We start from the raw sequence: 13,943 nt of genomic DNA, 5'->3' as shown, positions 1-13,943 counted from the left end.
GTTGGCGTCGGTGTCGGCGTCGGTGTCGGTGTCGGCGTCGGCGTCGGTGTCGGCGTTGGCGGATGTGGCGTCGGCGGATGCGGCGTCGGCGGATGCGGCGTCGGCGGATGCGGCGTCGGCGGATGCGGCGTCGGCGGATGCGGCGTCGGCGGATGCGGCGCTACCGGCCCACTTACGACGCTGGCAAGCGCCGTCCCTTTTATGCTGCCAAGCCCAGTGCAAGCGTCCCATCCGGCTCCAGCTGCATAAGCTCCGCCGCCCGGGGTGTTGTTGTTATTGCCGGAGACTATATCCCGATAGCCAACTCCCGCCATTTTGGGGCCATAGAGAATCGGATTTACAAATCCGACTTTTGGCTTTCCGGCAGCGCTGCGTGCCTGGTTTAAGCGGGCCATGAGGCCGGCATAGAGAGGCGCTACTGCGCTGGTGCCTCCGAACACGAGATCACTACCGTCAACGCGAACTTGATAACCAGTGCTGGGGTCGGCATTTGCCGCAACATCCGGAACTCCACGTCCGACGTGGCCGTCGTCAGCGGCTGAGGGGACGTGCGCCGAAGCCTGATAGGGAGGAATAGGGAATGCCTTACTGATCCCGCCCCCGGTTGCACCTCGCCCTACACCATTGTTCCAAGTGACCTCCGAGGCTATCGTGCCGCTCGGCTGTGTAGCCAGACTGGTACCACCACACGCAATCACATGCGGACTTGATGCTGGGAAGTCCACATGTAGTGCGCCGTCGTGGAGGCGATCGGTCGAACCGTCGTCTCCCGAGGCGACCAAAACCGTAACTCCGAGCGCCGCTGCGTCCCGAAAAGCCTGGTTCATGACGTTCCGGCTGCTCGGCGTCCAGCCGCTTTCAGCCGACCCCCAGCTTATCGATATGATGGACGGTTTGTTTACCTGATCATGAATCGCCGTCGTGATCGCATCTAGAAAACCGCGATCAGTGTTCGGGGCGTAGTAGACCACAATTCTGGCAGCCGGTGCGATAGCACCCGCAACCTCGATATCAAGCATCACTTCGCCATCGGCGCTATTCGGATCTCCGGTGGGAGAATTCGTCGCGTTGTCAACCGAGATGGCGACAACCTGCGGCGGGCTCAGTCCCAATCCGCTGAAGTAGGTCTGGAGATCTGCCGCTACGTGGCCTCCACCTAATTCGATAAGGGCGATGCACTCGCCCGCTCCGTCGCCGCTTGGAAAGTCATAGGCGGTTGCCAGCTGCAGCGGCGTAAAGGTTTGAGCGGCTGGTCCTGCCAAGGGACGAAACCCGACGCTCGCAAGGCGAAAGTGGGGCCTTGCTTGTGGACGACGATCAAGACCGAATACTCCGGCCACCACACCTGCGATGGCGCGAGGAACCGTGATCATTCCGGTGCGTCCGATGTAGCTTCCCTTCGAGTATTCGAAGTGGCGGAGGTCCACGCCAAAGGCACGGTTCAGGTTTGCTACCGCTCCGGAAAGCACCACCGACCGACGCGGTATACTGATGTGTCCAACATCAAGCCCGTGATTTGCAGCAAACCGCTGAATTCGCTCAATATCTCGCGTATCTGCGCCATGCGCATTATTGAATTGTTGATGGTTTAGATGTTGTCCCCAAACCCGCGGGGCAAGCACCTGCTTTCGGTGCAAATAGACGGTAATATCCAGGCGGAGGTTCGGATCTACTGGCTTGGCAGCAATAGCTCCGACCATAGGCAACCGATTGCTGCCCTTAATGGAGTCTCTCAAGACAGGCATATTCGCGGTCTCCCCAGACAACTTCTTCTCCTGAGTTACGTTATCATGCCATGATAAATACCCTAAGCATTTCACGGAAAATTGATTAAGGCATCAAAGGCAAACAACCGTAAAGTACGATTTTAGTTGACTTTTTTACATTATTTTACCTCTCAACCCATAATAAACAATGGCTTGGGGCAATATTCTTCATATTCTTGGCGAGGTTATCGTCTGCCTCGAAGACGCAAAGACATTCAAATCACCGAAGCGTCATCTTGGCGTCCACGACGGCCTGACGCCCAATGAATATCGCGAGAAGTGGGAGGGTATCCATGGTGGCGCCGAACTAAGCGGTCGAACGATCGGCACTGGCGAAGTCGAACGGGCTCGGGCGCAAGGTCGTGGCTGAACCGTCCAGGAGGGGCTCAGCTAAGCGAAGGTAGGACCTACCTATTTTCCTAAATTGCGTTCCGCCTGCTGGCAAATTCACGATCGATAGGAACCTTTGCACACCTATAGGCTGAACACCGAAAGTGGAAAAGCCTCTCCTCGGGTGTCGGGATATAGCGGTCTTCCGACTCGAACCCCCTAACGGCTTCGATCAAAGTCGCAACACTGCGAATGCAGACCCGCCAATTTCCTTCATCAGCGCGCGCAATTCGGATGGAGGCGCAAGGCACAAAGTTCCAAAAGCTTCCAAGAACCCCAGCCAAACCGGATGCTCGGCAGGCAACTTCGCTCCACAAGCCTCGTTCGCTCTACGGTCGCTACTACTTCTGAAATAACATCAAATGGTTGTCCGAAGACTTTACGAATTCTGCGTCGGCTCCACTGCAGTTCGATAGACCAGAATTAGGCGGGCGGTTGCGTCGTTCATCATCAACCCATAGAGAGGGGATAAATCAGACAAAAGGAACACCAATGACCGACGAATCCGATACCCGCTCCGCCGATCTAGCTGAGTTAACCGCCGACATTGTCTCAGCGTATGTCAGCAACAATCCATTGCCGGTGTCTGGCTTGCCGGACATGATAGCATCGGTTCATGCTTCTCTGTCCGGATTAGGCACGCCGATTCCGCCTGTCGTTGAGCCGCAAACTCCCGCGGTCAACCCGAAGAGGTCGGTGACGCCGGACTTCATTATCTGCCTTGAAGACGGCAAGAAGTTCAAATCCCTGAAGCGGCATCTTAGCACGGACTTCGGCCTGACGCCGGACGCCTATCGCGCCAAATGGAACCTGCCGCACGACTACCCTATGACAGCTCCGAATTACGCCGCTCAGCGCTCGCAATTGGCGAAGTCCATCGGGCTTGGCCGCAAGGCTGAACCCGTCGCACCAGCCAAGAAGGCACCTGCCAAGCGGAAAACCAAAGCGTAGTCCGCCACCACCTGACGCAACGGAAAGACTCAGCTATGTCTGGAGAGCGGCGGACCTGAAAAGGACCGTCTGGCCGGCGCCATTCGGGCAACCTCCCAGCGAGGGCGCCGGCCTTTTTTCCTAGCGGGCGGCAACAGAAGATTACTTCAATTTTCGGTCAGTCAATCTGCGGCAGTGCCGTTTGGTGGTGACTCTAGGAGCTGGTCAGCCTGCGGCTGCCGTCGGCGAACACGTCTCAGGCACCATCGCCAGCGCCTGATACTGTGATCGGTCGCTTCGCGATGATCGACGACGGCCTCGGCTTCCAACTCGTGCCGTGGTCACCGTGCGTTCATCCTCCCAACTCCTCATTGCGACATGGGGATGAGATTTTTGAGAGTAGTTCGCCTCGCGTTTCTTGCGCGAGCCCCGCTCAGCCTTCTCGGCTGGCTCAAACTCGCTGACAAGCGTCGCCTCATTCCAATTCGTCGACTCTGACGTCAACCCCAAGCAGTAACGGGTCGAGGCGATGGTACCGGAGATCGCCCTCCTTATTTTCCGGTTGGCCCGGGTCGACCGACCTTGCACACTTTGTGGGCAGTTGATCCGATTTCTATCCAGACATATCCCCTGCTTCTACTCCCTCACTCAGCGGCTTTGATTTTCCGACGCACATACCCACTCATGGCCGGGCAACTGCATGACCAAGGGTTTGGGAGCATGCTCGAGCCTGCTCACATGTTCCCGACGTCGGACATTTGGAGAGCTTGATGGACAACAGGAAGTTTTTGACAGCTGAGGAAGTGTCGGAACGCTATCGCGGCAGCATCTCTCTTGGAACGCTGCGAAATTGGCGAGCCAAGAGGATTGGACCGGCGTACGTCAAGCTTGGCAAAGCCGTTTTGTACCCAATTGAGGAACTCGAGACGTGGGATCAAAAGAATACGGTGCCGTGCCGTGCGTCAAAGCGATTCAGCATGGACGCGGTGAGCGAGCGTGATTGGTGACGGAGGAGCATCCAATACCGACCCCAGAAGCCGCTCCTCACGTTCTCGGAGATTTAGATTTTTTTCAATACCTTTCAATAAGATAGCGTACGGCGAGAGGAAGTTGCACAATGATCCCGCTCGATACCCCACCGGCACGAGCCGTCACGCGAGGTCCGATTGAGCACCCCACCCAGATTAAAGCAGCACAGACGAAGACGGCCTGGTCGCAATTGACATCGATGTTGGTTGGCCGACCGGGGTTTGAACTCCGGCCAGTATGAGCTTTGGAAGCAGAGCGTGGCCTAGGCTTTTGGCTTTGCCTTTCTAACCTCCTCAATAGCGATGTTTAACGCCGTTTCAAAGGCGTGCCTTAAATCAGCAATCTTGTCTTTCCTTAGCTCAGCGGTCTGTTTTGAAATAGGCGCAAGCTCCCAAATAAGCGCGTTCCCCGTCCCCAGAAGGTGAGCCAGAGCCGCATTCGTGGCCTCCGTCGTTTCCAAAAGATCCCGCGACTTCCCAATGTTCATCTGCAAATGACGCGTGAGCCCTTTTACATTGCCCGCTTCCGCATGGATCGCCTCTCTGCGCAACTTATGCAGGTACTCCACTGCTGCTCCGATTGGCATTTTGTTCCTCCCTTACTGTCGAATCGTCACGGATCATCGTACGCCTCATTCAGAAAGATGGCCGCGCGATATCGTGGACTTGGCGACTTAGGCCGCGGCGTCCCAGCGAGCCGGGGTGAGCGTACGATGACTCAATGGCCCCCTCGCCGCGTGTTTCTTGTCGATGACCATCCGGCCGTGCTGTCCGGTATCCATGTCCGGCACATCGCCACTACAAAGACGTCGTCGGCTCGCGGTATTCTCCAAGCGACGGGTTCGCATTACGCGACCATGCAATCACACCGGCTTGCTTCCCCGCCGCTTCGCTGTTCTCGTTGTCAGATAGGCTTGTGACTATCGGGAAAAGGCGGTTAGATTGGGAATGAACCGGTTGCTCTCCAGCATCTTGACGATAGGCTTTCTGGCACTTGGTATCGTTGCCACCGAGGCAAAGCCGGTTCAACTGACCGCCGATCAAATCGGAGTCGTCGAGCAGACCATAAAATCCCTGCTGAAAGACCAAACGAACGTATCATTCGGTAAACCCGGTGCCATTGCGACTTCAACCGGATCAATCATGGTTTGCGGTCGGTACAATGCAAAGAGCGGCTTTGCCGGGTATTCCGGCGAGACCGCCTACAGGGGCCAGTTCGATAGCGCCGACAGCGAGACAAAATATCTCCCAGCGTTCGACATTATCACAATGCCTGAAAATCAAACTGAAACCGACGACCTTGTAAAATTCTGCACCAATTCCGGCGTCGATCTGCCGCCGATCAGCAAATAGCCTGAAATGCTTCCCACAGCCAGGTGCCGACAGCGCTTGACCGCTTAATCAGTATCGCTGAAAGCCACGACCTTAAGGGCTGTGGCCCACTTAAGTCAGCAGGCCACGTAGCGCGGCATGTAGCCCTTCGCCAACTCGGTACCATCCAAGCAAACCGATGCGGGGTAGGACGGCGCCAATCGCGGCCACGCTGTAGAAAACCTGCCTTCCTCTCCACGACTTCGCGAGGTACGCTCCGCCTGGAGGCGAAGGGCGAGGCTCGATACGGGCGCTACTGTTCCTTCCGCTGGAAGCGGGAGGCGCATGTTCGGAAATACGACCCGCAGAACCTCTTCCGAGTCAATCACAATATCTCACCGGCGATGTAGCGCGACGATCATCCACGCCTCGGATATTCCTATTTAGGGTTTATTGGATTTTGAAGACGCGGTTAACGTGGATGTCGTGCGACAGGCGCAAGTGCCCATGTCGTCCGCACCTTGGTTTTCCAGATCGGGACGAGATGCCAGTGGCTCCTGCTTAGGCTTGAGTAAGGATCCCGTAGACTTCCTCTCCGATCGAAATGGACCGCGAGTGCTTGGTCGACTGCGCACAACACGGCGTAACGCTCAATCTGATCGTCGGACAGAGCGCAATCGGGGACTTTGTCTCGCACAGACTGCACTGCTGAAAAGGTTGAAATGATGCGTCCTGGAGCACAGCAACCGACGTACCCCTGCACAGCGTCTATGACGTCGTCAGAAATAAGAAAGTTAAAATACCGCGAGTTAGGTGTGGTGGAAGCTACGGTCCGGTTTAGCATTTCGCCTTCAGCAAGCCCCAACTCAGGTTAGCAGGTGGACGGATGTATCGGCAAGCGCCGATCGATAGCATGGGGGTCGTTGCTCGCCGAATTCTAACATACTCGCGTAGGGGCCTTCCTACCCCTGGCGAAGTCGTTCGCGCCCCACCCGCATCCCTCACATTTCCACTTCGCTGCGGTTGATACGTCCATGGCATTAGGCACTTTTCGTGCCGGCGGCATGACCCCGCACTTCTTGCACCGAAGCTTGGCGACAGCCTTCGCTCACGAACAATAGTACGACACCTTATGGAACCTTCCCCCGAGACGCGAGTTTTGTGTTGACTGCTAACTCCGCAGTCGGGGACTTCTGATAACATGGCGATCTTGCCGGTCATGGCCCATTGATGGCCGTTATTCTCATCGTCGAAGACGAGGTATTCATCCGGCAAACCGCTGAGTGGACAATTGGCGACCTGGGTCACACCGTCCTCCTGGCTGGCGATCTGGCCGCCGCACTCTTGCACCTGTCGAGGTCTCAACAAATTGACGCGCTCTTTGTCGATATCCGTCTCAGTGCATTGGCCCTCGGCGGATACGACGTGGCGAACCAGGCCATTAAGCTTCAGCCGGGATTGCGGGTGCTATACACGTCCGGCAGCCCCCTCACCGCCGATATGACAGAGATGTTCGTCGGTGGGGGTCAATTCCTCCAGAAGCCCTATTCTCCCGCTCAACTTGAATATTCCGTCCAAGAACTTCTTCACTAACTTGGCTTCGTGGCTTTCAGCATTTGAACGAGTCGCGGCTGAAGATTTTTTTAGAGCTGATCTCGAATTTATCCACGGAGAAGGACATCGAGAACCTACTTGCCCCGTCCCCTGACAACGCAGCACATCATCAGACGGACGAGTCCATCGTTAAAGCGGGCGCCCTGCAGAGCGCGATCTTTAACAGTGCGAACTTTTCCAGCATCGCCACCGACGCCAAAGGCGTGATTCAGATCTTCAACGTCGGCGCCGAGCGGATGCTTGGCTACACGGCCGCCGAAGTAATGAACACGATCACGCCAGCCGACATCTCCGATCCGCAGGAGTTGATTGCGCGCGCTCAAGCCTTGAGCGCGGAGCTTTCGACTTCGATCACGCCAGGCTTCGAGGCCCTGGTGTTCAAGGCCTCGCGCGGAATCGAGGACATCTACGAGCTGACCTATATTCGCAAAGACGGAAGCCGGTTTCCGGCAGTGGTGTCGGTCACAGCGCTGCGCGACGCGCAGGACGGCATCATCGGATACCTCCTGATCGGCACCGACAACACCGCGCGCAAGGAGGCTGAAGAGGCGCTCCTCCAGGCAGGCGCGTTGCAGAGCGCGATCTTCAACAGTGCGAACTTCTCTAGCATCGCCACCGACGCCAAAGGTGTGATTCAGATCTTCAACGTCGGCGCCGAACGGATGCTTGGTTACACGGCGGCCGAGATGATGAACACGATCACGCCGGCCGACATCTCCGATCCGCAGGAGCTGATCCTGCGCGCTCGGACCTTGAGCATCGAACTCGCAACCACGATCGAGCCGGGGTTTGAGGCCCTGGTGTTCAAGGCCTCGCGCGGAATAGAAGACATCTACGAACTGACCCACATCCGCAAGGATGGAACGCGCTTCCCTGCGGTGGTGTCAGTCACGGCGCTACGCGACGCACAGAACGGGATCATCGGATACCTCCTGATCGGCACCGACAATACCGCGCGCAAACTGGTCGAAGAAGAGCAGAAGAAGTCCGACCAGCGTTTGCGCGATCAGCAATTCTACACGCGCTCTCTGATCGAATCGAACATCGACGCCCTGATGACGATCGACCCAGCCGGCATCATTACGGACGTCAACAAACAGACGGAGGCGCTCACTGGCTGCACTCGTGACGAATTGATCGGGGCGCCGTTCAAGGACTGCTTCACGGATCCGGAGCGGGCGGAAGCGGGCATCAAACGCGTGCTCAGTGAAAAGTCGGTGACCGACTACGAGCTTACGGCTCGCGCCCGAGACGGCAAACAGACCGTCGTGTCCTATAACGCCACGACTTTTTACGATCGGGGCCGCACATTGCAGGGCGTCTTCGCCGCAGCGCGCGACGTCACGGAGCGAAAGCGCGTGGAAGTGGAACTACAGCAAGCCAAGGCGGCAGCTGAAAGCGCGAGCCGAACCAAATCAGATTTTCTTGCCAGCATGAGCCATGAGATCCGCACGCCTATGAATGCAATCATGGGCATCGCCGACCTCCTCGCAAAGACTCCGCTTTCACCCGAACAAGACAAGTACGTGCAGATCTTCCGCCGTTCCGGCGACAACTTGCTGAACCTCATCAACGACATCCTGGACCTCTCGAAGGTCGAAGCCTCTCAGCTCGATCTGGAACGAACAGGCTTTTCGTTGAGCGACCACCTGGAAAAGGTGATCGAGATGGTGGCGCCTCGTGCCCATGAGAAAGGACTGGTGCTGGTGTGCGAAATTGAAACCAGTGTCAGCAATGACCTGGTCGGCGATCCGACGCGGCTGCGGCAAGTGCTCCTCAACCTGCTTGGCAATGCGATCAAGTTCACCCAAGCGGGGCGGGTATTTTTAAATGTTGAGCCGGGTGGGGATCGCTTGGTTCCAACCGCCTTACGGTTCACCGTTTCGGATACCGGTATAGGCATTGCAGCAGAGAAATTGGGGCAGGTGTTTGAACGGTTCACGCAGGCCGACTCATCGACCACCCGCAGGTTCGGTGGATCGGGGCTGGGTCTCACGATTTCGAAGCGCCTCGTGGAGTTGATGGGTGGACGCATCTGGGTGGAAAGCGAAGTTGGGAAAGGAAGCGTGTTTGGCTTTGCTCTCCCATTCGAGGTCTGGGCCGAGGCCAACCGGCCGGCGGCCACGCCCGCCGGCATGGGGCCAGAGGTACCGCTGCCCGCGCTGCGGATCCTTCTCGCCGAGGACTCACCCGACAATTGCACGATTGCCCTCGCCTATCTCGAGGATACTCCCTACCGGATCGACGTAGCCGAGACGGGAGTAGTGGCCTGCCAGATGTTCACCGCGGGCCACTACGATCTTGTCTTGATGGACCGACAGATGCCGCTCGTGGACGGTTTGACCGCAACGCGAACCATTCGAGCCTGGGAAAAGGAGAATGATCGGGCGCCAACACCGATCATCGCCCTGACGGCCTCCGCTCTGAAAGGGGATCGGGAGACATGTCTCGCGGCGGGGTGCACGGCCTATCTAAGCAAACCCATCAAACAGCACACGCTGCTGCAAGCGATAAAGGACTATTCCGTGGTGGCAGTGCCGTCGGAACGAAAGGATGGCGAGCCGCTGCGCACGACCTCAAGGGCGGACCGAAGATTGATGGAAAGCACACCCGCCTATCTCAGGAATTGTCGGGAGGGCGTCATTGCGATGGTTGACGCTCTGGATAGGTTTGACTTCGAGGCGGTCTTGATCCTGGGGCACAATATGAGGGGATCCGGTGGCGCGTTCGGATTCCAAGCCATTACAGACATTGGTGCAGGCCTTGAACAAGCCGCAGAAATCGCCGACGCCGAAGCGTCGCGAAAATGGGTAAGCGAATTGTCCAGCTATCTCGATCGTGTCGAGATCATTTGATCGGCCAGCTGGAAAGATCCGTGAAGTCTGCGATTGGCGCCGAGTTGGTATGACTCATGGGGTCGAGGACAAATCGATCCTCATTGTCTTCAGATCAAAACGCGCACTGCCGCTGGTAAAGGCGGCTCGCCAGAGTTAGCAGAGAGGCCGTTCCGACGGGCGCTGGCTATATAGATGAGCGTTCGGAATCCGTGGTTGATCGGGACGTCAGAGTGCTGAGCAAACGCGATCATGCCCAAGCGTGGAAGATCACAAGTGGTCACTCGATACATGCCCCAGTTAACGGCACCACCTTTCCGGAAGAAAGTTCCAAGCGATTGATAAATAACATGAATATGGCCTCAGTGGTTTGATCCACAATCACCCGTCAGGCGACCCGACGCCGTCGCGCGCCGACATCGAGATGACGAAGGAGATCATCGAGACCGGCAAGCGCCTAGGCATTTCCGTGCACGATCACATCATCATCGGGCGGAAGGGACACGCCAGCATGAAGGGCCTGCTGCTGATCTAGGGCCGGCCCTTCTCGGAAGGGTCGCGGCGGCAAAAGCCGGCATTTTTCCCGTCAAGATAGTCGGCTCTGGAATTTCGACCGCAAAAAGAGCATGATGAACTTGGCATTCGACGGGACAGCTTCGCGCGCCCCTTTGGAATGCCGGGAGGAACGGGACATGGCCGTAGCGCTTGTACTCGTTTTGATCGTCGTGGGCTCAGTGTTGTTTCATCTCCTGAGCCCATGGTGGTGGACGCCGATTGCCTCGAACTGGGCCTATATCGACAACACCATCATCATCACCTTCTGGATCACCGGCTTCGTCTTCGCCGCCGTCGTCCTGTTCATGGCCTATTGCGTCTTCCGCTTCCGTCACCGGGAAGGAAACCGGGCGGCCTACGAACCGGAGAACAAGCGGCTCGAATCGTGGCTGACGATCGTCACCGCGGTCGGGGTCACGGCGTTGCTGGTTCCCGGCCTGTTCGTCTGGAGCCGGTTTGTCCACGTCCCGAGCGACGCAACCGATGTCGAAGTCGTCGGCCAGCAGTGGCAGTGGAGTTTCCGTCTGCCCGGCAAGGACGGCAAGCTTGGCACGTCCGACACCCGCGACGTCACCGCTGACAACCCGCTGGGCGTGATTGCCAGCGATCCCAACGGTCAGGACGATGTCGTGGTCGAAGCGGCTGATCTGCATCTGCCGGTCGGCAAACCGGTCAAGATGCTGCTTCGCTCGATCGATGTGCTGCATGATTTCTATGTGCCGGAATTCCGCGCCAAGATGGACATGATCCCGGGCTCGGTCACCTATTTCTGGTTCACCCCGACCAAGACCGGAACCTTTCAGGTCCTGTGCGCCGAACTTTGCGGCCAAGGGCATCCTTTGATGCATGGTGTGGTCATGGTCGACACGCAGCAAGACTACGTGGCCTGGCTTGGCCAGCAGCAGACTTTCGCCCAGTTGTCGGCACCCCAGCAAACAGGCTCGGCAGACCAGGCGCCGGGCAAGACGACGGCGTCAGGTTTGAAAATTGCAGCAAGGCTCGAAACGGTCGGGTCTCGCTGAAAAGGACACGGAGGTGTTCCTATGGTCGACATCACGCCTGCAGATGGCATCCCGCCGGCCGAAGTCGCGGAAGTGGAACTCTACCATCCGCACAGTTGGTGGACGAAATACGTCTTCTCGCAGGACGCCAAGGTCATCGCCATCCAGTATTCGGCGACTGCAACGGGAATCGGCCTGGTCGCCCTGGTGCTATCCTGGCTGATGCGGTTGCAACTTGGCTTCCCCGGTACGTTCGACTTCATCACCCCGGAAGCCTACTACCAGTTCATCACCATGCACGGCATGATCATGGTGATCTACCTGCTCACCGCGCTCTTCCTGGGCGGCTTCGGCAACTATCTGATTCCATTGATGGTCGGCGCGCGCGACATGGTCTTTCCCTATGTCAACATGCTGAGCTACTGGATCTACCTGCTCGCCGTGCTGGTTCTGGTGTCGAGCTTCTTTGCGCCCGGCGGACCAACGGGGGCTGGCTGGACGCTCTACCCGCCGCAAGCCATCATGAGCGGCACACCAGGCGGCCAGGACTGGGGCATCATCCTGATGCTCTCCTCGCTGATCCTGTTCATCATCGGTTTCACGATGGGCGGCCTGAACTATGTGGTGACGGTGCTGCAGGGCCGCACGCGTGGCATGACAATGATGCGCCTGCCGTTGACCGTCTGGGGCATCTTCACCGCGACCGTCATGGCGCTGCTCGCCTTTCCGGCGCTGTTCGTCGCCAGCGTGATGATGCTGCTTGACCGCGTCCTCGGCACCAGCTTCTTCATGCCGGCGATCTCCGAGATGGGCGAGCAACTGCCGCACAATGGCGGCAGCCCGATCCTGTTCCAGCACCTGTTCTGGTTCTTCGGCCATCCCGAGGTCTACATCGTGGCGCTGCCGGCTTTCGGCATCGTATCCGACCTGATCAGCACCCATGCACGCAAAAACATCTTCGGCTACCGGATGATGGTCTGGGCCATTGTCGGCATTGGCGCGCTGAGCTTCGTGGTCTGGGCGCACCACATGTATGTGAGCGGCATGCACCCCTATTTTGGCTTCTTCTTCGCCACCACGACGCTGATCATCGCCATTCCGACCGCCATCAAGGTCTACAACTGGGTGCTGACCCTATGGCGCGGCGACATCCATCTCACCATACCTATGCTCTTTGCCCTGGCCTTCATCGTCACCTTTGTCAATGGCGGGCTGACCGGCCTGTTCCTCGGCAATGTCGTCGTCGATGTTCCGCTGTCCGACACGATGTTCGTCGTCGCCCATTTCCATATGGTCATGGGCGTCGCCCCTATCCTCGTGGTTTTTGGCGCGATCTACCACTGGTACCCGAAGGCTACTGGCCGGATGCTCAACGAGACGTTGGGGCGGTTCCATTTCTGGGTCACCTTCCTCGGCGCCTACCTGATCTTCTTCCCCATGCACTACCTCGGCCTGATGGGTGTGCCGCGGCGCTATGCTGAACTGACCGACATGACGATCATGACGGAGTCGGCCCACCATCTGAATTCGTTCATCAGTATCATGGCCTTCATCGTCGGCTTTGCCCAAATGGTGTTTCTGTTCAATCTGATCTGGAGCATCCGCCATGGCCGCGAGGCCGGCGGCAATCCGTGGCGGGCCACGACCCTCGAATGGCAGACGCCGCAAACACCGCCGGCCCACGGCAATTTCGGCAAGGACCTGCCGATCGTCTATCGCTGGGCCTATGACTACAGCGTACCGGGTGCCAAGGAGGACTTCATCCCGCAGAACATGCCGGGCTCCTTCGGCCCCTCAAGGGAGCCGGCATGAGCGTCATCCTGGTCTTCCTGCTCGTCATCGCCGGCTTTGCCGGATGGTGGCTTTCACACCAGAGGCTGATGACCAAACCATGGCTCGAACAAGGCCTGGCCAGCGATTTTGTCGGCTTCGACCGGTCGGCGCTGCCCACCGCCAAGATCGGCCTCGGTGTCTTCCTCGCCGTCGTCGGCTGCCTGTTCGCGCTCTTCACCAGCGCTTATTTCATGCGGATGGCGGTGTCGGACTGGCAGCCGCTGCCGCTGCCGGGGCTGCTCTGGCTGAACACTGGCGTGCTGGTCTTGAGCAGCGTCGCGCTGCAATGCGCCGTCGTCGCCGCGCGCAAGCGGCAGATCGACATGGTCAGGCTCGGCCTTGCCACGGCCGGGCTAACGGCGCTCGCCTTCCTGATCGGACAGCTCATCGCATGGCGGCAGCTGACCGAAGATGGCTATCTGCTGAGCTCCAACCCAGCCAACAGCTTTTTCTACCTGATCACTGGCATGCATGGCCTGCACATACTGGGCGGGCTAGTAGGCCTCGGCAGAACGACCGCCGGCGCCTGGAATGGAGCGCGGCCGGAGCGGCTTCGTCTCAGCGTCGAACTGTGCGCCATGTACTGGCATTTCCTGCTCTTCGTCTGGCTCGCGATCTTCGCGCTGCTGGCCGGTTGGGCCGCGACGTTCATCGACATTTGCCGACAATTGCTGACCTAAA

General features: G+C 58.1%; 11 protein-coding genes and 2 pseudogenes. 11 read left to right on the top strand and 2 right to left on the bottom strand.

Translation table 11 applies throughout. The features are described 5' to 3' along the window. Positions 1-1,766: S53 family peptidase (locus C8D77_RS24820; protein ID WP_215732079.1), on the bottom strand; the 1,766-nt coding region annotated here is incomplete at its 3' end. A 148-nt stretch (positions 1,767-1,914) separates the two neighbouring features. On the opposite strand from C8D77_RS24820, the gene C8D77_RS39095 reads away from it, so the two are divergent. The 4 genes and pseudogenes from C8D77_RS39095 to C8D77_RS24805 all read left to right on the top strand — a co-directional run bounded on the left by C8D77_RS39095 (position 1,915) and on the right by C8D77_RS24805 (position 4,093). Next, positions 1,915-2,136 carry a MucR family transcriptional regulator gene (locus C8D77_RS39095; RefSeq protein ID WP_425453752.1) on the top strand — a complete coding sequence of 74 codons (222 nt, stop codon included), beginning with the start codon at positions 1,915-1,917 and terminating at the stop codon, positions 2,134-2,136. Positions 2,137-2,648: 512 nt separating this feature from the next. Continuing rightward, positions 2,649-3,107, top strand: coding sequence for a Ros/MucR family transcriptional regulator (locus C8D77_RS24810; protein ID WP_109668925.1), 459 nt, complete (start codon positions 2,649-2,651; stop codon positions 3,105-3,107). Positions 3,108-3,321: 214 nt separating this feature from the next. Beyond that, a pseudogene (locus C8D77_RS39090) lies at positions 3,322-3,433 on the top strand (DUF3363 domain-containing protein); the annotation flags it as partial. Positions 3,434-3,856: 423 nt separating this feature from the next. Beyond that, positions 3,857-4,093, top strand: a complete 237-nt coding sequence (locus tag C8D77_RS24805) for a helix-turn-helix domain-containing protein (RefSeq protein WP_109668923.1) — start codon at positions 3,857-3,859, stop codon at positions 4,091-4,093. Positions 4,094-4,377: 284 nt separating this feature from the next. Here C8D77_RS24805 and C8D77_RS24800 read toward each other — a convergent pair whose 3' ends face one another. Then, positions 4,378-4,701, bottom strand: a complete 324-nt coding sequence (locus tag C8D77_RS24800) for a hypothetical protein (RefSeq protein WP_109668921.1) — start codon at positions 4,699-4,701, stop codon at positions 4,378-4,380. Positions 4,702-5,062: 361 nt separating this feature from the next. On the opposite strand from C8D77_RS24800, the gene C8D77_RS37685 reads away from it, so the two are divergent. From C8D77_RS37685 to C8D77_RS24765, 7 genes and pseudogenes are all read left to right on the top strand, one after another. After that, positions 5,063-5,467 (top strand): hypothetical protein, encoded by a 405-nt coding sequence (locus tag C8D77_RS37685; protein ID WP_170136811.1) that lies wholly within the window; start codon positions 5,063-5,065, stop codon positions 5,465-5,467. 1,188 nt (positions 5,468-6,655) lie between these two features. Beyond that, positions 6,656-7,018: a response regulator gene (locus C8D77_RS24790; RefSeq protein ID WP_109668917.1), complete on the top strand. Its 363-nt coding sequence runs from the start codon at positions 6,656-6,658 to the stop codon at positions 7,016-7,018. Positions 7,019-7,041: 23 nt separating this feature from the next. Beyond that, the gene (locus tag C8D77_RS24785) at positions 7,042-9,894 is read left to right on the top strand and encodes a PAS domain-containing hybrid sensor histidine kinase/response regulator (RefSeq protein WP_215732078.1); all 2,853 of its coding nucleotides are present in this window, start codon (positions 7,042-7,044) and stop codon (positions 9,892-9,894) included. 269 nt (positions 9,895-10,163) lie between these two features. After that, positions 10,164-10,408: pseudogene (locus tag C8D77_RS24780) on the top strand (JAB domain-containing protein); the annotation flags it as partial. Positions 10,409-10,565: 157 nt separating this feature from the next. Next, entirely contained in the window at positions 10,566-11,450 is an 885-nt protein-coding gene (locus tag C8D77_RS24775; RefSeq protein WP_109668960.1) for a cytochrome c oxidase subunit II, read from the top strand. A 21-nt stretch (positions 11,451-11,471) separates the two neighbouring features. Continuing rightward, positions 11,472-13,241: a cytochrome c oxidase subunit I gene (ctaD, locus tag C8D77_RS24770; RefSeq protein ID WP_109668913.1), complete on the top strand. Its 1,770-nt coding sequence runs from the start codon at positions 11,472-11,474 to the stop codon at positions 13,239-13,241. After that, positions 13,238-13,942, top strand: coding sequence for a cytochrome c oxidase subunit 3 (locus C8D77_RS24765; protein ID WP_109668910.1), 705 nt, complete (start codon positions 13,238-13,240; stop codon positions 13,940-13,942). Before ctaD ends, C8D77_RS24765 begins: the two co-directional genes overlap by 4 nt. The last annotated feature ends 1 nt before the right edge of the window (position 13,943 follow it).

The organism is Mesorhizobium loti, assembly GCF_003148495.1.
Lineage (GTDB): Bacteria > Pseudomonadota > Alphaproteobacteria > Rhizobiales > Rhizobiaceae > Mesorhizobium > Mesorhizobium loti.
This window is presented reverse-complemented; position numbering and strand designations above follow the sequence as displayed.